Raw genomic sequence first — 25,569 nt, 5'->3', positions numbered from 1 at the left:
GGTGGGAATGAGCAGGTTTCCAAAAATCATTGGTCTCATACTAGCTGTGTTGATAGTTTTAAGTGCTGTTTGGTACTGGGAGTATTACAGGATAGAGCCAGTCCCAAAACCTCCGCTTTGGGGCCTTTCGGACCCTCCAGTTCTCGACAACCTGACGTGGGTTAAGGTAGGGGACGTCGAGATAGCAAATACAACCACTCAAGCAGCTTCCCGAGTTTACGGAGATTCATTAAAGCAGTTAAAGCTCCTGGGATACTCTATAAACTCCGGGAACTGGAGCAACATCTCATGCCAGTGGAGCCTGTGGGTAAAAGCCGAGAAGGCCTACTACCTGGCGTATAACGGCACTCACTTCCTTTCGATTAGGGGAAAACCAAATGACGTCATCAACGCAACGGAAGAGCACTGGCTCTGTGGCAGACCCCTGGATTCAAGCCCGATAAAGTCCCCAACCCCTGAGATAATACTTCTAAGGCAAACAATGTATGTGGCAAACAAACTTATGGAAAACAATATCTCAGTAGGGGCTGGAACCTGGACGGGACCGATGCCCGATTGGTACCTATCAAAGATGAACTTTAAAGTCAACGTCGGTGACGGCGTTGAAGTGTTGATGCTCCTGTACTCAAGCGAAGATCAGGTGAAATACGCTGAATACCTCATGAAAAAAGAGGACAGAGGTCTGCACTTTCTCCAGGGCGACGCTGAGGATTACAGAGTATTAATAGCTCTGAAAGGAAGAAAAGCCGATGTAAGAAAAATTGAAGAGATACTAAGTGGCCCCTCAATAAGGTAACAAAACGTCAAAATTTTAGTTCTGTTTCTGCCTTTTCCTGTCATTTTTACCAATATGCGAGCAAAAGACATATAAAGCCTGAACTCTTCGGAACTACGATGCCCAATGAGTGCCAGGAGTGATTGTTTTTGGCGTTAAGAGTTTGCTCCTTCTCAAGAGAGTTAGTCTGAAAACTGACGGGCGGGATTGCTTTTGGAGTGAGTAGGGGGGCTTGTTTTTGGCCTCTGCTGTGAAAGGGGCAAAACTTCTTGTCTAGCCCTAATGTTATCCGTCTTCACAGCTTTCACGCTCATTATTCCCTCGTTTTTGGGACTTGTTCTTTCCAAAGCTTTTAGCTCAAAAACCCCGGAGGTGGTAGAATGAAAGCCGTTCTGCCCGATTCGAAAATACCAAAGAAGTGGTACAACATCTTGCCGGACTTACCAGAGCCGCTGGCACCGCCGCTCGACCCCGAGACGGACGAGCCGATAGAGCCGGAGAAGCTCTTCAGGATTTTCGCTGGGGAGCTGGTGAAGCAGGAAATAAGCACGGAGAGGTACATTGGAATCTCGAAAGAAGTCAGAGAGCTCTACTCCAAAATAGGCCGCCCAACACCGCTTTATCGCGCCACGAACCTTGAGAAGGCCCTGAATACTCCAGCAAGGATATACTTCAAGTTTGAGGGGGCAACCGTAACCGGAAGCCACAAGATAAACACCGCTTTAGCCCAGGCCTACTACGCCAAAAAACAGGGAATAGAGAGACTTGTAACGGAAACGGGAGCGGGCCAGTGGGGAACCGCTTTGAGTTTAGCTGGAGCGCTCCTTGGGCTGAAGGTTAGGGTTTACATGGCAAGGGCGAGCTACCAGCAGAAGCCCTATAGAAAGACCATAATGCGCTTGTATGGAGCGGAAATCTATCCGAGTCCGAGCGACAGAACGGAGGTAGGGCGGAGGTTCCTAGCTGAGGATCCCAACCACCCCGGTGGATTGGGAATAGCGATAAGTGAGGCCATTGAAGATGTCCTGAAGGACGAAAAGGCCCGCTACGCCCTGGGAAGCGTCCTCAACCACGTCCTAATGCACCAGACTGTTATCGGTCTTGAGGCGCAGGAGCATATGAAAGAATTTGAGGAGCCGGATGTAATAATTGGTTGCGTCGGTGGCGGAAGCAACTTCGCCGGCTTAGCTTACCCCTTCGTCAGGGATGTCCTGAGCGGAAAGGCAGATTACGAGTTCATAGCGGTTGAACCCAAAGCCGCTCCCTCGATGACAAGGGGTGTTTACAAGTACGACTACGGTGACTCCGGGGGATACACACCGAAAATGAAGATGCACACACTAGGCCACACCTACTACGTCCCGCCGATACACGCTGGCGGCCTCCGCTATCACGGACTTGCACCAACTCTTAGCATCCTGATAAACCACGGAATAGTGAAGCCCGTTGCCTACCACCAGAACGAGGTCTTCCAGGCGGCTCACCTCTTCGCAAAGACCGAGGGTATAATCCCCGCCCCGGAAAGCGCCCATGCCATCAAAGGAGCCATAGACCGCGCCCTTCAGGCGAAGAAAGAGGGCAGAGAAGAAGTCATCCTGTTCAACCTCAGCGGACACGGCCTCCTCGACTTACAGGGCTACGAGGACTACCTTGATGGTAGGCTCCAAGACTACGAGCCAGATTACTTCCCAGCTTTGGATGGTTAGCCCAGCTTTCCCAATATTTTTCTCGGGTAGAAGTTCAGACTCGCCCTCGCCTCAGGAATTTCCATCCCCATGTTTATCCCAAGGCTCATCAAATCCCTCGGACCCCTCACTTCCCACCTGCTTTCAGCTGAGGAAGTGAGGAACCTCAAAACGCGGTACTTCCTCACCAGTTGCCACGTCTTCATCATAAAGCGGAGAATCTGCGCTCTCCCGTAGGGATTAGTATTGAGGAGCGGCGAAAGGGAGAATCCCACCGCAACTCCCCGTCTCGCGGCCATCCTAGCCAGGGTATGGTCAAAGCCCGGATCCTTCCTGCCGAACCAGGGGCTAATCAAAGCGTCAACGCCGCTCTCTATGGCCATCCTGTTTATCCTCATATCGCCGCCCTGGACGTAGATGAGGGCCTTGAGGTTCCTGTTCTTCACCTCCCTTATCAGGCTCGGCTTTTTGGTTACGAGTAGAATAGCGACCTTTCCGTACTTTCCACGGAGCTCTTTGAGTTCATCTTTCAGGGAGTCCCAATCTGGAGGGCTTTCGAGGACGAGCTTCTTCGTGAAGACAACTTCGTCAAACCATTCGCTTGCCAGTTCGTAGGCCTCTTCACTCCTAACGTCCATCTCGACAAAATAGTCCCGCGAAAAAGAAACTTCTTCCTCCCTCATTCCTCCAGCCACTCCCTAATCGCTTTGACGACCGCTTCCTTCCTCATCGGAAAGGCCTTGACCTTTATCCTAACCTGGATGACGTCGGGCCCCTCGTCAACCTCTGCCTCCCCGAGGTAGGCCTTCTGCTTGTTGAAGCGGACGTAGAAAGTCCCCTCCTCGTCAACCTTCTCATCGAGGTGGTCGAGGAGATACCTCTTGTCGCCCTCGCTTAGCAGTTCCTTGAAGTACTCCAGGAACTTTCTTACCGCTCTGCTCCTCTTTATCTCGACGTTCACCACCTTTATCGGGTTCCCGAAGTATCCCTCAGTTTCGAGGATGTCAAAGAGGACGTCGTCCTCGTCTATCTCCTCCGGTATGAAAGTCGCTATCGCATCGAGAACTTTGTCCTCGTCCTCAGTGGCCTGAATGAACGTGGTAAGCCTGACGTGGTGCGCTCTAAGCTGTGCCATCTTTCTCACCGGAACAGGTTGTAAACTGGACTTAAAAACATTCTTTGGACGAACAGTTCAGACCAAAGTTAAGAGAAGAGGAGAAAGGAAATCACTTACCCTTACCCTGGTGGGCCCTTATGCTGGGCCTGACCTTCTCGGCGCCCTTACCCTTGTTGAGCAGGCCGCGGCTCCTCTTACCAGCGCTTGTAAGTCCGCGGAAGACCCTGCCCTTGTGGGCCTTACCGGCTATCCACGCTATCTTCGGGTCGCTCTTGATGACCGGGTGGTGTGGGTCAACGAGAATGACCTCAAACCACTTGTACATACCGTCTTCGCCGACCCAGTAGGAGTTGAGGACCTCGAGGTTCGGGAACTTCCTAGCGGCCTTCTCCTCGGCTATCCACTGGAGGCTCTTCTTCGGTGAGTACTTGACCATACCCATCTTGGAGGGCTTTCTTCCGCCCTTCCACCTGGGCCTCTTCCTTCCGCCTCTCCTAACGCGGACGCGGACGACGACGTAGCCCTGCTTGGCCTGGTAGCCGAGGCTCCTGGCCCTGTCAAGCCTCGTCGGCCTCTCAATCCTCTTAACTACAGGATCCCTCCTCCACTGGATCATCCTCTTCTTGAGGAGCTCTCCCACGTAGCTCTTCTTCGGGCTCTTCCAGGCTTCCCTAATGTACTTGTACATCCCCATCTCGTTCACCTCTTCCCTGTTTGTGGTTCTCCCTTACGGGAACATCCCGCGGGTTCGCCCCGCCTAGTCGCTCGAGGTTCGAGGGTGAGTTTTTAAGGGTTGCGGAATATCAGAACCGGTGGTGCACATGCGCATAGAAAAACTGGCCGCCTTGATGGAAGAAAGAGGCTTCAACGGGGCCCTGATAAGCCCTGGGGCGAACTTCTACTACCTCACCGGAATAAACATTCACGAGGCTGGTGAAAGGCTTACAGTCCTCGCGGTCAACCCAGATGGGGAGTACCACCTCCTCGCTCCGAGCCTCTACCAGAACGTTATCGGGGACTTTCCAGTTACGTTCTGGAGGGACGGTGAAAACCCCTACTCAAAGCTTGAGACGATAATGAAAGAGCTTGGAATCCGTGGAAAAGTCCTGATAGAGAACACCATGCGCGCTGACTGGCTCATCGGGATTTTCCACAGCAGAAACAGCTTCGACCCCTATCCGCTCAGCATGCTGATGAGGGAACTAAGAATGCGGAAAGACGAGGAGGAGCTTAGGCTTATGCAAAAGGCCGCAGAAGTAGTGGACAGGGTGTTCGAGGAAATACTGAGCTGGGACATCATTGGAATGACCGAGAAGGAACTTGCACTCAGGATAGAGCTCAGAATACGGGAGCTGAGCGACGGAATTTCATTCGAGCCGATAGTGGCGAGCGGTGAGAACGGAGCGAACCCCCACCACGAGCCGGGCGACAGAAGGATACGGAAGGGTGACATGGTTATCCTCGACTACGGGGCCAAGTGGAAGGGCTACTGTTCGGACATAACTAGGACAGTAGCCATCGGAAAGCCCGATGAAAAACTCGTCGAAATATACGAGATAGTGAAAGAAGCGCAGGAAAACGCCTTCCAGGCGGTCAGAGAGGGAATAAAGGCCAAAGAAATTGATAGGGCCGCGAGGGAGACGATAGCAAGGGCAGGCTACGGAGAGTACTTCACTCACAGAACAGGACACGGCCTCGGCCTTGACGTCCACGAAGAACCTTACATCGGCCCGGATGGAGAGGTAGCCCTTGAAAGAGGTATGACGTTCACGATAGAGCCTGGCATTTACGTACCTGGCCTCGCCGGTGTGAGGATAGAGGACGACGTTGTTGTGGTTGGAGATAAGGGGGAGAGACTGACCAAGGCGAATAGGGAGCTGATAATCCTGTAACCTTTCCAAATTTTTTGTTCCAGCTCGGTTCTCAGTGTTCCATTCAACTAAATTGCTTGTTTTTTGACATTTTTTACCCAACAAAGCTCTAAATTCTTATCAAACGTTCGAAACGTGCGTTTCAGAGGCTTTTTCACCGTGTCCCTAAAATAGGAGTTCAGCACTACACACTATCGAGGTGATGGCCATGAGGTGGCTGAAGGTATGGTTGATAATAGGCCTCCTGCTGGGGAGCATAGTCCCGGCAGGGATGGCACTTGCAGACGAGGCCGGGACGGCCCCACTGCCGCCGGAAATCCAGGACAACAGTACCACCGAGATGCAGGCTGTAGCAGAGCACATAGTCTCCGCCCTTGAGAGGCTCCACAATATAACATCAATGATAATTGAGAAGACAAACGTCAGTGAGAACTCAACGGTCTTCGAGCACTACCAGAAGGCTGAGGAATACCGTGAGGTTGCCATCCAGGACTACCAGAATGGGAACTACGAGGGTGCAATAGCAAACGGCATCCTTGCTATGAGGCACTACAAGGTTATCCTTGAGAAGGCCAAGAACGTGAGAAACGATGTCAGGGAGAGGATCCAGGAGGAGCTCAGGAGGATGCAGGCCTACTTCAAAGCCGCTGAGAAGACCATCAGAAAGGCCCAGGAGGAAGGGATAAACGTTGGAGACGCGCCCCAGCTCCTCAACCAGACAAAGGAAGCCTACAGGCAGGTCATGGAGGACATAAAGAACAGAGACCTTGAGAAAGCCAGGGAAGACCTCGAGGTTGCGAGGGAGCTCAAGAAGGGGCTCGATGAGAAGCTGATGGAGATAAGGAAGGAGCTCGCCTATGCCAATGCCGATAAGATCGTTGACGAATTCCTCAAGCGCGGTGAGAAGGGCATAGAGATAGCCCAGAGAATCATAGAGAGGGCCAACGAGAGCGGGAGAAATGCAACCAAACTCCAGGAGAGGCTAGAGGCGTTCCAGAGCGTCTACGAGCAGGTCAAGGAGCTGGCCGACCAGGGCAACTACACGGAAGCGCTCGACGTCATAATTGCCAACAAAGAGACAGTTAAGGAGTTCTACAAGGCCATCCACTTCATAAAGAGGAAGGCCCACGAGAGGGAAGTCAGGGAAGAAATGAAGGACATGGCGATGCTCATCAAGGGCCTCCACGAGCGCATTGGAAAAGATGCTAAGGCACTAGCCAAGCTCTACAGAAAGGGCGTTGACACCAGGGCTGCCCAGCTCAAGCTCAAGACAGCAGCCCAGGAGGTTCGCCTCAGCGCGGAGCTCCTCAAGCGCGTAAAGAAAGCCGAGGCCAAGGCCCACCTGCTCACAGCCCTCGACCTACTCGAAGACGTTGAGAGCTTCATAGTTAAGCACGCCTGATAGCTTCCCCTTTTCTTTTTGATTTGGATTCCAAAAAACTTAAATACTCAAAACTGCTACTCGCTCCGATGCCGATGAGGGGGGAGTACCTTCTCCACCGTTCAGCGGACGTTTCGCTCTGATTATTCAGACAACCCCCCTATTCTGGAGTCTGAATCGCGCTCTTTTGAAAAAGTTCTGAGGAGGTATAGCCATGGCTGAGCTTAACTTCAAGGAGATTGAGGAGAAGTGGCAGAAGCGCTGGATGGAAGCGAGGGTTTTTGAGCCGGACAGGAAGGCAAAGCCCAAGGAAAAGAAGTTCTACATAACGGTCGCATTCCCATACCTCTCGGGCCACCTCCACGTCGGGCATGCAAGAACCTACACGATACCAGATGTAATAGCGCGCTTCAAGAGGATGCAGGGCTACAACGTGCTGTTCCCAATGGCATGGCACATCACAGGCGCGCCGATAGTTGGAATAGCAGAGCGCATCAAAAACCGCGATCCCAAGACCATCCACATCTACCGCGACGTCTATAAGGTCCCAGAGGACATTCTCTGGAAGTTCGAAGACCCGAAGGAGATAGTCAAGTACTTCATGAAGGCCGCTAAGGAGACATTCATAAGGGCCGGCTTCTCCGTTGACTGGACGAGGGAGTTCCACACGACAAGCCTCTTCCCGCCCTTCAGCAAGTTCATAGAGTGGCAGTTCTGGACGCTCAAGGACATGGGTTTGGTCGTCAAGGGCGCCCACAGGGTCAGGTGGGACCCAGTCGTTGGGACTCCGCTCGGCGACCACGACATAATGGAGGGCGAAGACATTCAGATACTGGAGTACGTCATAATCAAGTTCATTCTCGAAGAGAACGGCGAGACCATCTACCTGCCAGCCGCGACCCTGCGGCCCGAGACGGTCTATGGAGTCACCAACATGTGGCTGAACCCCAAGGCTACCTACGTGAAGGCCAAGGTGAGGAAGGGAGACAAGGAGGAGACCTGGATCGTCAGCAGGGAGGCCGCCTACAAGCTCTCCTTCCAGGACAGGGAGATAGATGTCATAGAGGAGTTCAAGGGCGAGAAGCTCATCGGAAAGTACGTCAAGAACCCTGTAACCGGCGACGAGGTCATAATTTTGCCTGCCGAGTTCGTTGACCCGGACAACGCAACGGGTGTCGTCATGAGTGTCCCAGCCCACGCGCCCTTCGACCACATAGCCCTCGAAGACCTGAAGAAGGAGAGCGAGATCCTGCTCAAGTACGACATTGACCCGCGCGTCGTTGAGGAGATAAGCTACATCTCGCTGATAAGCCTTGAGGGCTACGGTGAGTTCCCGGCGGTTGAAGAGGCCGAGAGGCTCGGAGTCAAGAGCCAGAAGGACAAGGAGAAGCTTGAACAGGCGACCAAGAACATCTACAAGGCCGAGTACCACAAGGGAATCTTTAAGATAGAGCCCTACGCCAGAAAGCCCGTGCAGGAAGTCAAGGAGCTCGTGGCAAAGGAAATGATGGAGAAGGGCATCGCCGAGATAATGTACGAGTTCGCCGACAAGCCGGTCATCTCAAGGTTTGGAAACCAGGCCGTCATAAAGATAATCCACGACCAGTGGTTCATAGACTACGGGAACCCCGAATGGAAGGAGAAGGCCAGAGAGGCGCTCGCCAACATGAAGATCTACCCCGAGAGCAGGAGGGCACAGTTTGAGGCAGTTATAGACTGGCTTGACAAGAAGGCCTGTGCCAGGAAGGTCGGCCTTGGAACGCCGCTCCCGTGGGATCCGGACTGGGTCATCGAGAGTTTGAGCGATTCGACCATTTACATGGCCTACTACACCATAAGCAGGCACATCAACCATCTTAGGAAGAAAGGCAAACTTGACGCTGAGAAGCTCGACAGGGAGTTCTTCGACTACATCTTCCGCGAAGAGTTCAGCGAAGAGAAAGAGAAGAGGCTGAGCGAGAAAACTGGAATTCCAGCTGAGGTTATCCACGAGATGAAGGAGGAGTTCGAGTACTGGTACCCGCTCGACTGGCGCTGTTCAGCCAAAGACCTCATCCCGAACCACCTGACGTTCTTCATCTTCAACCACGTGGCCATCTTCGACAGGAAGCACTGGCCCAGGGGAATAGCGGTAAACGGCTTTGGAACGCTGGAAGGCCAGAAGATGAGCAAGAGCAAGGGCAACGTGCTGAACTTCATTGACGCAATCGAGGAGAACGGTGCAGATGTTGTTAGGCTCTACATAATGGGATTAGCAGAGCACGACAGCGACTTTGACTGGAGGAGAAAGGAAGTTGGAAAGCTCCGCAGGCAGGTCGAAAGGTTCTACGAGCTGATAAACGAGTTCGCAACCTACGAGGCCAAGGAAGGCGTCGAACTGAAGGACATAGACCGCTGGATGCTCCACAGGCTCAACAAGGCCATTGAAGGGGCAACCAAAGCCCTTGAGGAGTTCAGGACGAGAACCGCTGTACAGTGGGCGTTCTACACGGTCCTCAACGACCTCCGCTGGTACCTGAGGAGGACTGAGGGAAGAGATGACGAGGCGAAGCGCTACGTCCTGAGAACGCTCGCCGATGTCTGGGTCAGGCTGATGGCACCGTTCACACCGCACATCAGCGAGGAGCTCTGGGAGAAGCTTGGAGGAGAGGGCTTCGTTAGCCTCGCTTCCTGGCCCGAGCCGGTTCCGGAGTGGTGGAACGAAACCGTTGAGGCCGAGGAAGAGTTCGTAAAGTCCCTCATAGAGGACATCAAGGAGATCATAACGGTTGCAAAGATAGAGAACCCGAAGAGGGCCTACATCTACACGGCTCCAGAGTGGAAGTGGAAGGTAGTTGAAGTTGTAGCAGAGAAGAAGGACTTCAAATCTGCCATGTCAGAGCTAATGAAGGACCCAGAAATGAGGAAGCACGGCAAGGAAGTTAGCAAGCTCATACAGCGTCTCATAAAGGAGAGGGCCTTTGAGGTGAAGCGCATAGACGAAGAAAAGGCCCTGAGGGAAGCGAAGGACTTCATCGAGAAGGAGCTCGGCATCGAGATAGTCATCAATCCCGAGGAGGACAAGGGAGGAAAGAAAAAGGCGGCGATGCCTCTGAAGCCGGCCGTGTTCGTGGAGTGAGGGTTTTTCTCTCCTTTATTTTTCCTCTGTCTTGTCTGCCTCCAGGAGCAGTTCTCTGCACTCTCTGTTCATTTCATTCAGCCCGCTCACGATGTTCTCGTAGGTTGGTGGATAAACATAGGTGAAGTTCATGATCACATCAATGCTCCTACTGACGAGAGATACATCTTTGTCAGTCATGCCCCCACTTTGGATATCGGAGTACATCACTTCAAGAACCTTCAGGCAATCGCCACCAGAAGGGGTCAGAGTCTTATCTTCGTATCCTAGCCAAGCTCCTAGGTACTCTGTATTCATTTCCAGCTTTGAGAGGGAGTATTTCGTGTTGTTTAACTCAATAAGCAGGGCGAGTTTTGATTCATTATCTGAATGGTGCCCCATGAGCCTTTTGATGAGTTTTGCATGATGTCTGACCTCGAAGATTTCATGGGTAAGCTGAGAAGTAATGAGGTTCTCCTTTATGCCCTCTTGTTCTCTTTTCAGCTTCCCGTTTTCGTGAGTGGTTACCCCTACCTGAACAACCAAGAGGAAAATTATGAAAAGATAGAAGATACCTCTCACTCTGAACTTCATGATATCACCCGGATAATTTATATCGCTTATTTACGACCTCTTTTATTTTGGTACTCCGCGTAACCTCCCAAGAGTCCCACTAGAAGGCTCGCAACTGACCAATAGCCAGGAATAAACATGATGGGGACTGCAATGACCAGAACTTGAACAGCAAACCTCGGTAATTTACCGTCCAGAACCGACAGAGTTCCACGCTGGAATATCGAGACTCCCCACAATGCAATAGCAATGGAGAATGCGAGCTCTAGGGAGTTCCCCCTAGTCCATGCTAGAAGACTGATTAAAGGATATATTACTACACCCGCTATAGCCCCTAAAAAATAAATGAGAAGCATATCTTCAAAAAAGGTAAATAGAGCCTTAAATAAGTGTTTTTTCATCTTCACCACCTTATCTCTTGTTTTTAAAACAACTCTCACTTCTCCTCTTTTGTTTCTTTGTACCTATTACTGTTGCAATTTAGCATTTTCAACGCTTTATAGTGCGCACCCTTATAAATATTACTATTCCAAGTTTTTTAATATAATCTAACCTTCCCTGAAAAAACGAGTTCAACAGCTATCAGAACTTGAGCAAAAGAGAAAATAAAAAAATCAGAGCTCACAAGGATAAATTGACTGTTTGGAAAGTGAGCAGAAAAAGAGCACCAGAGAGGAAAACTATCACGTCTTTGACTCAGGAATTTCAATAAAAGGGAGAAAGATCAAACTACTCCCTCACCAGCCTCCTCGCCAGCTCAGCGTAAAGCGCCGGCATTTTGCGGAGCGAGTTTATCTCAACATACTCGTTCGGGCCGTGGATGTTGCCTCCCCTTGGCCCGAAGTCTATCGCCTTCACTCCATAGGGCGTGAAGAACCTTGAGTCGGCCGCTCCTGGCCCTTCAACGGGCTCCGCCTTCTCGCCGAGCTCCTTAAGGACCCCCAGAGTTACTCTGACGATCTTTTCCTCCGGGTGGGTGAAGAGGTAGCCCGCCTTCTCATTGGTAGCAACCTCAACCTCTGCCTCTGGAAGGTTGAACTCGGCTATCTCTTTCATCGCACACTCAATTTCGTCCTTTGAACGGCTCATAGCCCTCACGTCAAACTTGAGGACATGCTTCCCGTCTTCGATAGAGTACAGGTTGGGCGTGATCGAGACTCCGTAGTCACTGTACTTCTCCGCTTTTATCGGAGCCCTCACGAAGGGAACCACAGCCTTGAGGAGCCTCGTGAGGCCAAGGTCAACCTCCACCTCTTCACCCTCACCGGAAGAAACGTACGTAAGGGTCACTTCACCCGGCACGACGTTGCCCTTGAGGAACTTCCCCTCGAGCGAAACAGCAAAAGCCTCTCTGCTCCTGAGGAAGTGCGAGGCCGCTATGAGCGGGTGAGTATCAACGCCGGGCAGGAAGTACGCTGCGTGCCTCGTCTCCAGCACGGGCGTCCTTATCCTGAAGGTCTCGCGCTTAACAGTACCTTTAACCATTGCTTTCTCTGCGGAAACGCGAACGGTCACACCGAAGCCCTTCCTCCTCCTGATTATCGGCTTCATTCCAATCCCGTCAGCGTTTACCATGTACTCGGGAAGTTTTCTCTCTTGGGCGAGCTTTTCGGCTAGATGCATGGCCATCCTGCCGCCGATTTCTTCATCGCCAGTGAATGCAAAGAGAACCTTTCCGTTAAGCTTCTCCTTCGAGAGTTCCTTCAGCGCGAGCATTATGGAAGCAACGTTGCCCTTATCGTCGGCGCTCCCCCTGCCGTAGGCGCGGTCTCCTTTTACTGTAAGCTTGAAGGGATCGGTTTCCCACTCCTCCCTGTTTACGGGCACGACGTCGAAGTGGGCCATGAAAAGGAGCTTCGGCTTTCCTTCCCCTATCTCACCGTAGACCGCGTAGTAGCCGTCGCGCTCGATCAGCTCGCTCTCTATCCCCCACGATGCGAGCGTATCCCTTATGAAGGCCGGGCAGTCCTTGGAAGGTCTTATCCCCCTGGCCGGGTCGTTCACAGTCTCAAAGGACACAAGGCTTGAGAGAAGTTCTAGAACGTCCATCTAGACCACCGTTAAGATAAACGTCGAAATGGTATTTAAGGGTTTAGCGCACGGGAAGGGACACTCTAGGAGAACAGAAAGGGGAAGAAGGTGAAGCTCAGAACTCCCTCTCGACGAGGAACTCCGCGAGAAGCTCAAGGTCTTTCCTGGCTTCGCTCTCGGGGAGGACCTTGAGGGCCTCGTTCGCTTCCCTGATGAGGTTCTTGGCGTAGTTTGCCGCGTAGTCTATGCTGCCGTACTTCTTGAGAAGCTCGATGGCCTTCGCGACCTCCTCCTTAACGTTCTCGTCGTGTATGAGCGCGTCGCCCTTGGCGTCGCCTGCATACTTGCCGAAGACTTTCATAAACTCGACCTTGTCCTCCTCACTCGCGTGCTCGAAGAAGTGGCTGACTATAAGCGTCTTCTTACCTTTCCTTATGTCGCTCCCGACGGGCTTTCCGAGCTTCTCCTCGTCGGCAATCAGATCGAGGACGTCGTCCCATATCTGGAAGGCTATTCCGACGTTCATGCCCCACTTTGAGAGGGCCTGGATGTACTCCTCGTTGTCGGTTCCCACTATGGCCCCTATCTCGGCCGAACCCTGGAAGAGCGCCCCGGTCTTGCCGCTTATCATCTTTAGATACTCCTCGACAGTGACCTCTTCCCTCGTCTCAAACTCTATGTCGAGGGCCTGACCTTCACAGAGCATGTTCGAAGTCCTGACGAGGACATCCAGAATCCTCGCCTTCTTCTCGGCCGGAACATCAGCCTTCGCTATCGCCTCGAAGGCCTTGCTGAAGAGGAGATCTCCAGCTAAAATAGCCATGTTCACTCCCCAGAGCTTGTGGACGGTCGGCCTGCCCCGTCTGAGTTCGTCCATGTCCATTATGTCGTCGTGGACGAGGGAGTAGTTGTGAATGAACTCGACGGAAGCGGCTGGATAAAGGGCCTTCTCAGGGTCGCCGCCCACTGCCTCTGCAGCACGGAGAACAACGAAGGGCCTAACGCGCTTTCCTCCTGCGAGGGGATAGTGCCTCGCGGCCCTGTAAAGCTCAAGCGGCTCCTTTTCCGGCACAAGTTCAAGGATGACCCTATCAACATCCCTTGCCTTTTCCTTAATCCTTGCGAACAGCTCATCGTACTTTCCCATGATACCACCCCGTGAGCAATGAAAGTGAAGCTGAAAAAAGAGAGGAGGAATCCTTTATCAGTTTTACCCTCACTCAATCTCAACCGTGTACCCGTTCCTCGACACGAAGACGTCCCTGCCTATCAGGTAGCCTTCTTCCTCGGCAAGCTCGGCGTAGTGAGTGAGCATCCTGAACTCGCCGTGCGCTGGGACGATGTTCTCTGGGTTGAGCATCCTGAGGAGATAGCGGTGGTCTTCCCTGCTCGCGTGTCCAGAGACGTGGAGGTCCTTTATCATCCGGACGCCCTTCATCTTGAGTTTTGTCTCAAGGACGTAGCGCTGTGCCCTGTTGAGAGGGTTCGGTATGGTCCCTGCTGAGAAGACAACTGTGTCCTGCTTTCCTATGTCGTAGAGCTCGCCGTTCGCCATCCTCGTGAGGACAGCCCCCGGCTCACCCTGATGACCCGTAACAACGAGGAGGTAGTCCTCCCTCGCCCCCGATACCTCGGCGAGGACTTTCTTTATGGCGTTCGGGCTTCTGACTGCTCTCGCTCCCTTCATCTTTATCAGGCCGAGCTGTTTGGCTATTCCGGTGTACTTCGCCAGAGACCTGCCAACGAAGACGGCCTGCCTGCCCATCTTGTTTGCTATCCAGATGAGCTCCTGGAGACGGGCTATATGGCTGGCAAATGTGGTCGCTATCAATCCTTTCTCGTCCATTCCCTCGTAGAGGAAGAAGTCTTCCAAAAGCATCTGGGCAACTGCCTCACTCGGCGTCTTGGTTGGCTCGGCAACGCGGGTAGATTCAGCTATAAGAACCTTAACGCCCTCCTTGCCGAGCTCTTTTAGGCGCTTGTAGTCTGGTCTCTCTCCGAGCGGGTTGTTATTGTCAAATTTAAAGTCGCCGGTATGGACAACTGCCCCCTCAGGAGTGTGGACAACCACCATCGCCGCCTGAGGTATCGAGTGAGTTGTCCTCACGAACTCTATCGCCAGGTTCTCGCTCACCTGGACTATCTCGCCGAACTCAGTTTCATACATCGGGTTCTTGACCTCGAAGTACTGCTCGCTCTTGACCTCACTCTTGGCCAGCTTTATCGTGTAGGGTGTGCCGTATATCGGAACGTCCGGATAGTGCGGTGCTATTTTCCCGACCGCTCCAATGTGGTCGAGGTGGCCGTGGGTGAACGTTATCGCCACGACCTTCTTGTTTCTCAGAATTGAATCATCGGGTATTGCGCCGAGCCTCTGGAGCTCCTTCGTTGGAAACTGCTGGATGTTAACGTCCTCGTGGATGAGAACGCGGTCGAGCCTTATGCCCATGTCAATTATAACAACTTCCTCTTTCCTGCCGTCAGAATAGCCGACGGCGGTCATGTTCTTACCGACTTCCTCGTAGCCGCTGATTGTGTAAACTCTAATCATGCCTAATCCTCCTCCTGCCCCAGGCCTCTCTCGAGGCGTGGGGCTGCGTTGCTCATAGTTGTTGTCATGGGTTTAAAAAGGTGTGCATTAAGTCTCATCAGTTAGTTCAAATATCGAAATTTCATCCCAGGGGATATATTTCAGAACTCTGTTAACTTTGATGCTATTGTTTTCTAGGGAGACTATAACTACAACATTTTTGTCAGAATAGAACGGAACTAAGAAACCCTTAAGGATTTGGCCATTTTTTAATGTTAGCTTAACCCTAGGAAGCTTAGCTTCTCCTGATAATGCGAGAATATATTTTAGCTTTACCATAAGACGCTTTTTATGACTGGAATATGACATCAGAATATAGCCCAAAAATAAAACTAAAAACAACAACACACTTATAGGATAGCCTTGATTAGATATCTGCCCTTGCTGGTATAAAACGTATTGCCCTATGGCGTATAAAAAAGCTACAATACTTATTGATATAGCAAGCCATGCTATCAAACTATCAAAGAATGCTATTATAGCCCTGTCCAGAAATGACAATAACTTTTGTGGAGAAAGTCTCAAAGTAATATCCCCTATAATGCCTTTTCCAAAGAACCAAGACATAAATAGGGCCATACTTAAATACATAAGAAAAGCCATGCCGTTTTCACCGTTGTTATTTACAAAAAGGGCATCCAAGATATCTTTTTCATTAGGTACCAAACTAAAAATCATGGTCTTGATCATCCAGTATACAAAAACAAAACTTATTGCTGGGATTATAATTAAGACAAGTCTTTCACGACTCTTGGGTCTTCCTAGGAGCATGTTTTCTGATTCTCTTTCAATATCATCCAAAAATTTGTACATAAAAATCAGATATCGACTTACCAAATATTATTCCAGGGGACTTTCTTATTCTTTCGTACACTCCATATGCAGCTACTATAGCAATGATAACTTGAGAAACTTCGACAAGTGAAATCCCCAACAAATATCACCCCCTGTTCCTCAAGTAAGAGGGCAGGTCAATCCTCTGCTCCAGCCACTCCCTTGTGAAGCCGGTTATCACGAGCGGAACCTTCCTCAGCTCCTCGACGTTTCTGGCCCCGACGAGGAACATGGCGTTTCTTATCTCCTCTATGTAGCGCCTGAGGATTTTTATGACGCCCTCAACGTCGCCCTTGACGGCTGGCTTGAGGAGAGGTAGAGCAACACCCGCGAAGGTGGCTCCCATCGCTAAAGCCTTCGCCATCGCTATGCCGTCCCTCATCCCGCCGGTGGCTATTATCGGGAGCTCTGTGGCGTACCTTACTTCTGCAACGCTGATGGCCGTCTTTATGCCCCAGTCCCAGAAGCGGAGTGCCAAATCCCTTCCAATCTCGTCCTTTGCGCGGTAGTATTCCACACCGCTCCAGCTCGTTCCGCCGAGGCCGCCCACATCAATGGCATCAATACCGATGCTCTCAAGCCTCACCGCGACCTCCATGGAGACGCCAGCCCCGGTCTCCTTTGCGATTATCGGGTACGGGAACTCGGCCTTCAGCTCTGCCAGAGCTTTCAAAACGCCCCTGTACTGGGTGTCCCCCTCGGGCTGGACGCTCTCCTGGAGCGGGTTCATGTGAATTGCCAGGGCATCGGCCTGGATGGTCTCAACGGCCTTAAGCGCCTCCTCAAGGCCGTAGCGCTCCCTGATTGTCTCGGAGAACTGAGGAGCACCGAGGTTTCCAACGAGAAACACATCGGGAGCAACGTCCCTAACGTAGTAGCTCTCCCAGGTCTCGGGCTTCCTTATCATGGCCCTTTGACTGCCAACGCCCATCGGTATGTTGAGCTCCTGGGCGGCTTTGGCAAGGGTCTTGTTAATCCTCCCTGCCAGCTGGGAACCCTTCGTTCCGCCGGTCATTCCAGCGATGAAAATCGGATAGTCGAACTTCCTCCCAAGGAACTCAACGCTCAGGTCGATTTCATCCTTGTCAATCTCGGGCAGGCTCATGTGGACGAAGTGGACATCCTCAAAACCGTTGGTAACGTGGGCTTGCACGTTCCTCTTGAGGCAGTGCTCTATGTGCTCGAACTTCCTGATGATCGTGAGTTCCTCCTTATCAAACTCCCCCATCACAACCACCGAAGGGATAGGGGAAAGGAAGTTAAAGAAGTTTCCGCTCACTCCATCGCCTTCTCGATGAGCGCCCTCATGTGAATCTCCGCGCTGTCGAGGACTTCTATGCCGACGTCGCCGGGCTTTATTGCCAGCGGGAGCTCAGTACAGCCCAAAATTACACCCTCAACGCCTTCCCGGGCGTACTTTTCAACCAGCTCAACGAGGTACGGCTTGCTCTCCATCTTCCCTAGGGCCAGCTCGTTGAAGATTATCGAGTTTACCCTCTCGCGCTCTTCCCCGTCCGGAACTACAACCTGAAAGCCCCTCTTTTCAAGTGCCTCGCGGTAAAAGGGCATCTCCATCGTGGTCTTTGTTCCGAGCAAGAGGAGCTTCTTAAGGCCGCGCCTCTTAGCTTCGTTCGCGACGGCCTCGATTATGCTGACCATCTCGGCATTTACAGCTTTCTGGACGTCCGGAAAGACTATGTGGGGAGTATTGGCGGCGATTCCAATTACCTCAGCACCGGCTCTCTCAAGTGCCCTAGCTGCTTCGATCAGCATTTCCTTCCTCCCTTCCCAGCCGCGCGGGTTGTCCTTGAAGGCCCTGAAGTTCATCGAGAAAATGACGAGCTCCGGGAAGAAGTAGGGCTCGAAGAGCTCCCTCGATATCTCGATGTATTTGCGGTAGTAGTAGGCGGTTGATTCCGGAGTTGTTCCGCCGATGAGACCTATCCTCTTCATCGAGACCACCAACACAACTGGACAAAAGTGGTTAATAGCCTTTCCAATGAAAGGGATTTCAAGAAAAAGAGGTAGAGGTCAGGCTTCTTCCAGCTTTATCCCCCTGCTTTCGAGGTACTCAACGGTTTTCTCCAGTTCTCCTTCGTCTTCTGCAAAGATTATCAGCCCTATGTACTTCCCGAAGCCTTTGGGAGAGGAGTGGATTTTAACTTTGAACTTTTTCAGTGCCTCCCTGAGAATGGGAGCCAGCTTGCTCTCGTCGGTTATCTCGGCCAAAAACTTTCTCTGGAGGAACTTCCTTCTTCCAAGTCTTGGAAGAACTTCTTTCTCAAGCATGGCCTTCATTTCCCTCGGCATTCCGGGAAGCACGAAGATTTTCACACCCTCATGCTCGATGAAAGCCCCGGGCGCCGCCCCTTCGGTGTTCTCAAGCGGCTCAGCCCCCTCTGGCAGGTAGGCCATCTTCTTCCTCCCCTCGTTGAGACTCGGGTCGTCTATGTAGCCCTCGCGGTAGAGCCTCTCGTAGAAGGCCTTTATCTTCTCAAGGCATTCCTCGCACAGGATTAACTTTTTGCCAAGGGCCTCCGCAACTGCCAGCATTGTAACGTCGTCGTGAGTCGGCCCAAGGCCGCCGCTGATGACGAGGACCTCAGGCTTCCTTGCGAGTATCTCCCCAATAACGGTCTTTATCTCCTCGACGTCGTCTCCGACGGTTGTTATTCTCCTCACCCAGTAGCCCCTTTCCACCAGCTTGGAAGCTATAAAGGCCGAGTTGCTGTCAACGGTGTGGCCGGTCAAAAGCTCATCGCCGATGGTGAGGACTTCGGCTAACATGAGCATCACCTCAGCCTCGTCCCGAAGCCGTCTCCCCTAATAGCTCCGCTCAGCCTTCCGGGGACTTTACCGTTTACAAACCAAACTTCAGAGTAGTGGGCCATCTCGTAGGCTTTCCTCAGCTTGTTGCATATCCCACCGGTAACGTCCGTTCCGGCTGCGGTGCAGTGAAGCCTTTCGAGGAGGCCAGGAACTTCCTCGCGGGCAAGCTCCGGAATGAGCGTCCCCTCGCCGGGCTTTCCATCGTAGATGCCATCAACGTCCATGAGGAATATTGCCTTTTTCGGTTTCAGCATCTTCGTTAGGTAGGCCATTATCTGGTCGCCGGAGAGGATGTCTACTCCCTGGGCGACGTCAACGGAGACATCACCAAAGAGGATGGGGATGAAGTCAAGTTCAAGGAGCCTCTCGATAACCTCAATGTCGGCGTAGACTATCTCCCCTCTCTCCGTCAAGAAGATGGAGGACGTTGAGACCGAAAACGCCGGGAGGTTCTGGGAGAGAAAAACCTCAATAAAGCGGGCGTTGGCCCTCAGCATGGACTGGTGCGTCAGGGAAAACCCGATCTTCTTTCTTCTGTCGGATTCCCACTCTCCAGGGAGACCGTCCCTTATCGCGTGCTCGCTCGCGTGGTAGTGGCCGAAGCTGCCCCCGCCGTGCACCACGATGAACTCCTCGTTGGGATAGAACTCGGCTATCTCACCGGCGATTCTCCTCACGGTTTCGGTGTCAAAGTTCTCTGGCTCTCCAGCCTTGTCGCTGAAGACGCTCCCGCCTATTTTGACGAGTATCATTCATAATCACCACTAAAAAAATGGGAAGAAGAGTTTAAAGAATTTGTCAGGATTTCATTAACTGAGCTTCAATTCCAATTTCTCAATGTTTGGGTTGAGGGACCTCACGACTCTCATCATGCTCACTCCGTCGACCCGCTCTATCTTAATCACGGTGGTCATCAGCTCAGCTATTAGTGGGATTATGTACGGTGAGACTTCCTTCATCAAGTCTCTGTTGATAAAGTGGAAGCCCTTGACTTTCTCGTCCCCGATGTAGGAGAGGATTATGTTGACGATGTTCAAGATGTCCTTTTTCGAGTCTGCGTAGAGCATCATGAGCTTGGCTAGGCCGAGGACTATCGTGACAACATTGCCGTCATTCACTATATCCTGATAGACCTCTGAGAAAGCCCTCTCACCTATTGTTGGCCCGGTTATGTTGATCCTGCCCGCGACGTTGCCCACCTTAAACCTCCCGCCTATCTTGACGACAGTAACGTCATTGAGTATTTCTGCATCCTTGCCGTAGAGCTTTATGTGCTGGTAATACAGGTAGAGCGTGTCCAGGATGTCCACAATGACGACCTTGTGGCCTTTCTCCTTTGCCCATTTAACCAGGTGATAGAGCCCCTCAGCGGGTACTGAGTATCCAGAGTACTCTACCATCACGCTCTCCCCAAACTTTATTCCATCAAGTATTTTTTCGAACTCGCGCACCTCCTTGTCCATGGTCTCACCCCCTGGTAATTATAACATCTCACACCTCTCTTTAGAGTGGATGCGCATAACATTTTAAAAACTTTTTGTGACTAAAATTGCGCAGGATAGAACAAACCATAGAACCCATGAACTAAAGCCGAAATTGATGATACAGCCAGTAGATTGTTAAAAATAGATTATAGTAGGAGATAAACGGATTATTCGACTTCCTCGATCCTCAGGCCCTCCCTGCTTATCTTCGTTATCATGGGGGTTCCTCCGGCTATCGCTATGGCCGTTGCCACCTCGCTCTGCTTTCCCGGTGCGAGGGCGTACATGCAGCCGCCGCCTCCAGCGCCGGTAATCTTGCTCCCGAGAGCGCCAGCTGTTCTGGCAGCGTAAACCAGTTCACTGAGCTTCTTGGTCGAAACGCCGATGGCATCGAGGAGACCGTGGTTTATGTTCATCAGCTTTCCGAGGGTCTGGAACTTCAGATCCCTGTCGAGATCCGATGTGATCACTTCCCTGGCCTTCTCAACGAGCCTCCCCATCGAGTTCAGTATAGGCTCGAATATCTCTGGCATCTCCTCGTAGTTCCGCCTGACCATTGCAACGAGCTCTTTCGTTGAACCGCTCGAACCTGTATATCCAACGACTATTGGAAGCTCCATGAAGGGAAGGTGCTCGAACTCCCCCTTCTGATAGTGTATGAAGCCGCCTATGGCTGAAACCGTCGGGTCGATGCCGCTGGAAGCGCCCTGGACGAGAAGCTCAACCCTGTGGCCGAGCTTTCCAACCTCCTCGTTGCTCAGCTCAAGTCCGAGGAGCCTTGAGACAGCACCTATGGTCGCAACGGCAACTGCCGCCGAGCTTCCAAGACCAGCACCGACGGGAATCTGAGAGGTTATTGAGACCGTTATTCCCTTTCCGTTTACGTCTGCTTCTTCTTTTACAAGCTCTATCGCCTGCCTGACGTAGCCGAGAACCTCAGCGGCCTTTCCGTAGTCGCTTTCAAAGTAGATGCTGTCCTCGGTGAAGGAAACTATTAGGCCCGGCGTCCTTATGTCGTGGGCCTCTATCTTTATCGCTCCCGTATCGTTGAACTCGGCCCTGACGTAGGTTCTGAGGTCTATGGCCGCTGCTATAGCGGGTTTTCCGTAGACAACGCTGTGCTCTCCGAAGAGGATAATTTTAGCCGGTGCCGAAGCAAGAACCCTTTTAACGCTCATTCTTGACCCTCCAAAATCATGAACTTGACGTTCTCGCCCCGAGCTGGAGGATTCTGGTAACGACCTCGTCGATGTTCATGGTAGAAAATATGGAAAACCCTTATCACACTTTCGCTAGCGCCTGAAGACTATGCTCGCATATCCAACGACGGCATCAGTGCTTCTGCTCACCTCAAAGCTCGTCGTGTAGTGGAGGAGTTCAGCCTCTACTGCTCCAGCAAGGCGGGAGTAGACTATTGCCGTCCCAACCCCTCCTGGCCCGCACATGGTGTGGTTCATCTCCCTTATCTCATCAAACATTCCCCTGACGTCGAAATCGAGGATCCTCCTGATTATCCTGAAGTCCCACTCCTTTATCCTGTGGGGGAGCTCGTCCGCCCTAGCCCTGAAGGGCACGTAGCCGTAAACCGGGCCGTAGTGCATGAAGTCAGTGCTTGCTATGACAACTACGTCCCTGCCGAGTTCCCTACTTGCCTCGAAGACGGCCTTCCCAAGGTCTTCGGCAACGTCTTCGTCCTGAATACCGAGTGTTATCGGGACAATCTTCACATCTTTCCTGGTCTTCTCTGCTAGGTACTGTATGAACGGAACCTGAACCTCAATGGAGTGCTCGTACTTGTGGGCAAGGTCGTCAAGGTCAGCTATACCGGAGATTTTTGCTATCTCCTTTGCCAGCTCTCCATCAACCTCTATCTCGCCGAGGGGCGTTATCCACGTGCCCGGCGGGTGAACCGCTATCGGCGAGCCGAGACCGGTGTGGTTCGGTCCGAGGATCACGAACGTCTCCGGAAGTCCGTCCTCAAAGATTGCCTTGTAGGTTCTGCTCGCTGTATAGCCTGAGAATACGTAGCCCGCATGAGGTGCAACACCTGCGGTTATCCTCCTTTCGCTTCCCTCCTCGCCAAGGTCACTGAAAAACCTCTCCAGCATGGGGACTAACTCCTCGCCAGCGGGATAGAAGCTTCCCGCGACCGCTGGATATCTCACCACCATCCTAATCACCCCTACCAAATTTTCAGCTCGAAAGTTTAAATACGTTCGGTTAGTTTAAGACCAGAGCCAGTTAGAGGAAGCAGGACTTTCGAACCAGCAGGGATCTCACCTGAATCCACGAGCTTCCACATCCCAGCAAGAACAACGGCTGATGTCGGTTCTACAAGGAATCCTGCGTTGACGAGCCAGTCAAACGCCTCCCTCGTCTCGGCCTCGCTAACGCTTACGCAGAGGCCATTGCTCTCATCCAGCGCCCTAAGCATATCCTCTTTTCGCGGAGGCTCGGGAATCGCTATCCCGTCAGCAAGGCGGTTTTTCATGAGGGAACGTTCGCAGAGGCTTTCGTAACCCTCTGCCTGGACGGCTACAAGCCGAGGAACCTCGTTTATCTCCCCCATCTCCCTAAGCTCCCTGAAGCCCTTCCAGAGACCGATGAAGAGCGTTCCAGAACCTGTTGGGGCGAAAGCATAGTCAGGAACTCCAACCTGCTCGTAGGACTCGTAGGCGATGAGTTTTGTCCCCTCGATGAAGTAGGGGTTAAGCCAGTGGCTTACATACGTTATCCCTTCCCTTTCCGCGAACTCAACGGCCTCTTCGTAGACTTTCATTCTGTTTCCATCAACGAAGTGGATTACTGCCCCCAGTCGCTGGAGCAGGGAAATTTTTGATGGCATTGCCTCATAGGAAACAAAAGTGTGGACTTTAATTCCCGCGGGGAGGGAATGGAGAGCCAGGCTCAGGGCCGCGTTTCCTGAGCTGTCGATTACTACTTCACTTATTCCCTCCTCCATAAGTTTAGCGACTGTTACCCAGGTCCCCCGGTCCTTGAAAGAACCACTGGGCTGAAGGTAGTCGAGCTTGAAGAGGGCAGTAACAGGGCCGACCTGAAGTTCAACTGTCGGCGTTATGGCAGGCACTGGAGGGGGGAGAAGGTGCCCGCTAACGGGCAGAAAGTTGATGTACCTCCTAGCATCAAAGTATGGCATAAGACTTCCGAAGAAGTCAACGTGCTTCTTCTCCACTAAGAGCGTTCCACCGCAGTCGCACTTCAACCTAAACGTCTCGGGGTATGTTCTTCCGCACCTCGAACACCTGAGCATGCCATCACCTTTTTTAGGTCTTGAGAGAATTAAGAAGCACAGGTTAAAAAGGTGGTTGCCATGGTGGAAAAGTTCGTATCAGCCGAAAGACCCCAGACTGAAGAGGGGATGCAGTACCACATAGCCTGCAAGCCGGGCGATGTTGCTCGCTACGTCCTCCTTCCAGGAGACCCTGAGAGAGTGCCCAAGATAAGCTCGCTCTGGGACGAAGCGAGGGAGATAGCCTTCCACAGGGAGTACAGGACGCACACCGGGAAGTACAGAGGCGTGCCGATAAGTGTGACCTCTACGGGGATAGGGGGTCCATCAACAGCCATCGCCGTCGAGGAATTGGCCGCGATTGGGGCGGATACATTCATCCGCGTTGGTTCTACGGGCGCAATACAGCCCGGAATTGAGATAGGAGACCTCATCATAGCAAAAGCTGCTGTGAGACTCGATGGTACTTCAAAGCAGTACGTCAGGGTCGAATATCCAGCCGTTGCAGACCTTGAGGTCACCCTCGCCCTTATAGAGGCCGCCGAGAGCCTCGATGTAAGATACCACGTAGGGATAACAGCCTCGACCGACAGCTTCTACCTTGGACAGGGGAGGCCTGGCCTGAACGGGTACTTCCCGAGCTTCGCGAGGAACATCGTTGACGACCTCAGACAGGCCCGCGTGACGAACTTCGAAATGGAAGCTGCAACTCTTTACACGCTTGCCAACATCTACGGGCTCAGAGCAGGGTGTGTATGCGCAGTCTTTGCCAACAGGGTGACCAACGAGTTTGGTAAGGCAGGAGAGAAGGAAGCGGCTTTGGTCGCGAGTGAGGCCGTCAAGATACTCGCAGAGTGGGACGAGGAGAAAGAAAAGGCCGGGAAGAAGGTGTGGCACCCAAGTCTGAGGGGTTGAAATGGACGAGAGGCTCTTCCTGATCAAAACCCTCCTGAGGGATGGAAAAAGGGAAGAGGCATTCAAAGAGGCCCAGAAAATTAGGGATTCCTACTGGCGCTCCTACGCGCTCCGGTGGGTTGCCGAGAGCTATGAACGTGAACCCGAGAAAGCCCTTGAGATAGCGAGTAAGATAGAAGAGCAGTCGATCAGGGACGAGACTCTCGCTTCCCTTTCTTACCTTTTTTCAAAAAATGGAGAGTTCAAGAAGGCAATCGAGGCAGCGAGGCTTATCAAAAACCAGTTCACAAGAAAAAAGGCCTTCAGGTCGGTAAGCAATCTTCTGGCAATAGCGGTTGCACGCGGAGGGACTGAGATAAGGCTCAGCGACCTGAAGCTGGACGAAAGGGATCTTAAAGAGCTGAAGCCGCTTCCGCATGGGATTGTCTACAAGGACGGAAAGCTCATGCCCGGCGCCACGCTACACAGGATAAAGGGGGAGGTTCAGACCGGAGTGATAGAACGCTTCGAAAAGGGGCCCAAATGGCGGCCTCTCGAGCCAGAGTTTGAAGGGAAAGGGCAGACCAATGAATATGTACTAAGCTACATAAACAGGCTCTTGGATGAGGGCAAACTCGAGGATGCCGAAAAACTTGCCAAAGGGCTTCCCGAGCCCATGAGGAGTGCATACCTTGAGAGAGTTGGTATCAAGTACCTAGAAAGAGGTCACACAGAAAGAGTCGAAAGAATATTCTCCCAGTTGGAAGTTGCCAACCTTCTGGGATATGCTCTTATACACCATTACGGTTATACTGCTGAAAAGGCTCTGAAGTACATCCAAAAGGTATTTGATCCCCTCCCAAGACTGCTGGTAGCATACGAACTTGCAAAGAAAAACGGTGTGAACGAAAGTGCCATTCTTGAAGTTCTTTCATGGAGAGGAACTCCCCCAAAGATAGCCAGAGTTCTCAAGTTCTTAGCCTTTGAGATGCTCAAAGAAGCCAAGAAGTCAAAGGATGAAGAGCTAAGAAAAACTTCTAAGGAGCTTTTTGAGCTGGGTAGGAAAATTGAAACTGGAGAACACGCTCTTTAGCCCCTTTTAGCCCCGTAGTTTTAAACTAGATGGAAACTAAATTAACTGAGTGTTCAAAAGGGCCA

24 protein-coding genes are annotated in these 25,569 nt (G+C 52.1%); 7 read left to right on the top strand and 17 right to left on the bottom strand.

Annotation, left to right across the window (positions count from 1 at the left end; genetic code table 11):
• Position 1 precedes the first annotated feature (1 nt).
• Both A0127_RS07930 and A0127_RS07925 read left to right on the top strand, forming a co-directional pair.
• Positions 2-796 carry a hypothetical protein gene (locus tag A0127_RS07930; protein WP_156471183.1) on the top strand — a complete coding sequence of 265 codons (795 nt, stop codon included), beginning with the start codon at positions 2-4 and terminating at the stop codon, positions 794-796.
• Positions 797-1,155: 359 nt separating this feature from the next.
• Positions 1,156-2,481: a TrpB-like pyridoxal phosphate-dependent enzyme gene (locus A0127_RS07925; RefSeq protein WP_062390125.1), complete on the top strand. Its 1,326-nt coding sequence runs from the start codon at positions 1,156-1,158 to the stop codon at positions 2,479-2,481.
• Here A0127_RS07925 and A0127_RS07920 read toward each other — a convergent pair.
• The 3 genes from A0127_RS07920 to A0127_RS07910 form a co-directional block, all read right to left on the bottom strand.
• Positions 2,478-3,143 (bottom strand): Ribonuclease P protein component 3, encoded by a 666-nt coding sequence (locus tag A0127_RS07920; protein ID WP_062390123.1) that lies wholly within the window; start codon positions 3,141-3,143, stop codon positions 2,478-2,480. The two genes, A0127_RS07925 and A0127_RS07920, sit on opposite strands and share 4 nt — an antisense overlap.
• Entirely contained in the window at positions 3,140-3,595 is a 456-nt protein-coding gene (locus A0127_RS07915; protein ID WP_062390120.1) for an RNA-binding protein, read from the bottom strand. The genes A0127_RS07920 and A0127_RS07915 overlap by 4 nt, the downstream gene beginning before the upstream one ends.
• Positions 3,596-3,686: 91 nt before the next feature.
• Entirely contained in the window at positions 3,687-4,271 is a 585-nt protein-coding gene (locus tag A0127_RS07910) for a 50S ribosomal protein L15e (protein ID WP_054841243.1), read from the bottom strand.
• A 127-nt stretch (positions 4,272-4,398) separates the two neighbouring features.
• On the opposite strand from A0127_RS07910, the gene A0127_RS07905 reads away from it, so the two are divergent.
• The 3 genes from A0127_RS07905 to leuS all read left to right on the top strand — a co-directional run bounded on the left by A0127_RS07905 (position 4,399) and on the right by leuS (position 9,947).
• Complete coding sequence (locus A0127_RS07905) at positions 4,399-5,469, top strand: M24 family metallopeptidase (RefSeq protein WP_062390116.1); 1,071 nt, start codon at positions 4,399-4,401, stop codon at positions 5,467-5,469.
• A gap of 181 nt (positions 5,470-5,650) precedes the next feature.
• Positions 5,651-6,850 carry a hypothetical protein gene (locus A0127_RS07900; protein WP_231855750.1) on the top strand — a complete coding sequence of 400 codons (1,200 nt, stop codon included), beginning with the start codon at positions 5,651-5,653 and terminating at the stop codon, positions 6,848-6,850.
• A gap of 193 nt (positions 6,851-7,043) precedes the next feature.
• Positions 7,044-9,947 (top strand): leucine--tRNA ligase, encoded by a 2,904-nt coding sequence (gene leuS / locus A0127_RS07895; protein ID WP_062390110.1) that lies wholly within the window; start codon positions 7,044-7,046, stop codon positions 9,945-9,947.
• Positions 9,948-9,962: 15 nt separating this feature from the next.
• Here leuS and A0127_RS07890 read toward each other — a convergent pair whose 3' ends face one another.
• The 14 genes from A0127_RS07890 to A0127_RS07825 all read right to left on the bottom strand — a co-directional run bounded on the left by A0127_RS07890 (position 9,963) and on the right by A0127_RS07825 (position 23,538).
• A complete protein-coding gene (locus tag A0127_RS07890) occupies positions 9,963-10,520 on the bottom strand; it encodes a hypothetical protein (RefSeq protein WP_062390107.1) in 558 nt (185 codons plus the stop codon).
• Positions 10,521-10,546: 26 nt separating this feature from the next.
• Positions 10,547-10,906 (bottom strand): hypothetical protein, encoded by a 360-nt coding sequence (locus A0127_RS07885; protein WP_156471182.1) that lies wholly within the window; start codon positions 10,904-10,906, stop codon positions 10,547-10,549.
• A gap of 322 nt (positions 10,907-11,228) precedes the next feature.
• The gene (locus A0127_RS07880; RefSeq protein WP_062390101.1) at positions 11,229-12,548 is read right to left on the bottom strand and encodes a M20/M25/M40 family metallo-hydrolase; all 1,320 of its coding nucleotides are present in this window, start codon (positions 12,546-12,548) and stop codon (positions 11,229-11,231) included.
• A gap of 97 nt (positions 12,549-12,645) precedes the next feature.
• Positions 12,646-13,677 carry a polyprenyl synthetase family protein gene (locus tag A0127_RS07875; protein WP_062390097.1) on the bottom strand — a complete coding sequence of 344 codons (1,032 nt, stop codon included), beginning with the start codon at positions 13,675-13,677 and terminating at the stop codon, positions 12,646-12,648.
• Between the two features lie 69 nt (positions 13,678-13,746).
• Positions 13,747-15,081: an RNase J family beta-CASP ribonuclease gene (locus A0127_RS07870; protein WP_062390094.1), complete on the bottom strand. Its 1,335-nt coding sequence runs from the start codon at positions 15,079-15,081 to the stop codon at positions 13,747-13,749.
• 87 nt (positions 15,082-15,168) lie between these two features.
• Positions 15,169-15,921, bottom strand: coding sequence for a hypothetical protein (locus A0127_RS07865; RefSeq protein ID WP_156471181.1), 753 nt, complete (start codon positions 15,919-15,921; stop codon positions 15,169-15,171).
• A 139-nt stretch (positions 15,922-16,060) separates the two neighbouring features.
• Positions 16,061-17,182: a type 2 isopentenyl-diphosphate Delta-isomerase gene (gene fni / locus A0127_RS07860; RefSeq protein WP_062390087.1), complete on the bottom strand. Its 1,122-nt coding sequence runs from the start codon at positions 17,180-17,182 to the stop codon at positions 16,061-16,063.
• 47 nt (positions 17,183-17,229) lie between these two features.
• Positions 17,230-17,907 carry an aspartate/glutamate racemase family protein gene (locus A0127_RS07855; protein ID WP_062390084.1) on the bottom strand — a complete coding sequence of 226 codons (678 nt, stop codon included), beginning with the start codon at positions 17,905-17,907 and terminating at the stop codon, positions 17,230-17,232.
• Between the two features lie 78 nt (positions 17,908-17,985).
• A complete protein-coding gene (locus A0127_RS07850; RefSeq protein ID WP_062390081.1) occupies positions 17,986-18,741 on the bottom strand; it encodes a molybdopterin-binding protein in 756 nt (251 codons plus the stop codon).
• 5 nt (positions 18,742-18,746) lie between these two features.
• Positions 18,747-19,535 carry an isopentenyl phosphate kinase gene (locus tag A0127_RS07845; protein ID WP_062390078.1) on the bottom strand — a complete coding sequence of 263 codons (789 nt, stop codon included), beginning with the start codon at positions 19,533-19,535 and terminating at the stop codon, positions 18,747-18,749.
• Positions 19,536-19,592: 57 nt separating this feature from the next.
• Positions 19,593-20,246, bottom strand: coding sequence for a DUF257 family protein (locus A0127_RS07840; RefSeq protein WP_054841239.1), 654 nt, complete (start codon positions 20,244-20,246; stop codon positions 19,593-19,595).
• A 188-nt stretch (positions 20,247-20,434) separates the two neighbouring features.
• Entirely contained in the window at positions 20,435-21,445 is a 1,011-nt protein-coding gene (locus A0127_RS07835; RefSeq protein ID WP_054841238.1) for a mevalonate kinase, read from the bottom strand.
• Between the two features lie 114 nt (positions 21,446-21,559).
• A complete protein-coding gene (locus tag A0127_RS07830) occupies positions 21,560-22,435 on the bottom strand; it encodes an MEMO1 family protein (RefSeq protein ID WP_062390897.1) in 876 nt (291 codons plus the stop codon).
• A 38-nt stretch (positions 22,436-22,473) separates the two neighbouring features.
• Positions 22,474-23,538, bottom strand: coding sequence for a pyridoxal-phosphate dependent enzyme (locus tag A0127_RS07825; protein ID WP_062390075.1), 1,065 nt, complete (start codon positions 23,536-23,538; stop codon positions 22,474-22,476).
• A 60-nt stretch (positions 23,539-23,598) separates the two neighbouring features.
• Between A0127_RS07825 and udp the strand changes: the two genes are divergently transcribed.
• Together udp and A0127_RS07815 are read left to right on the top strand one after the other, a co-directional pair.
• On the top strand, positions 23,599-24,432 hold the full coding sequence (udp, locus tag A0127_RS07820) for a uridine phosphorylase (RefSeq protein ID WP_197463571.1): 834 nt from the start codon (positions 23,599-23,601) through the stop codon (positions 24,430-24,432).
• 1 nt (position 24,433) lies between these two features.
• Complete coding sequence (locus A0127_RS07815) at positions 24,434-25,504, top strand: hypothetical protein (RefSeq protein ID WP_062390072.1); 1,071 nt, start codon at positions 24,434-24,436, stop codon at positions 25,502-25,504.
• The last annotated feature ends 65 nt before the right edge of the window (positions 25,505-25,569 follow it).

The sequence above is a fragment of the Thermococcus peptonophilus genome (genome assembly GCF_001592435.1).
GTDB lineage: Archaea > Methanobacteriota_B > Thermococci > Thermococcales > Thermococcaceae > Thermococcus > Thermococcus peptonophilus.
The sequence above is the reverse complement of the archived record's forward strand: the minus strand, read 5'-3'. Positions and strand labels throughout refer to the sequence as shown.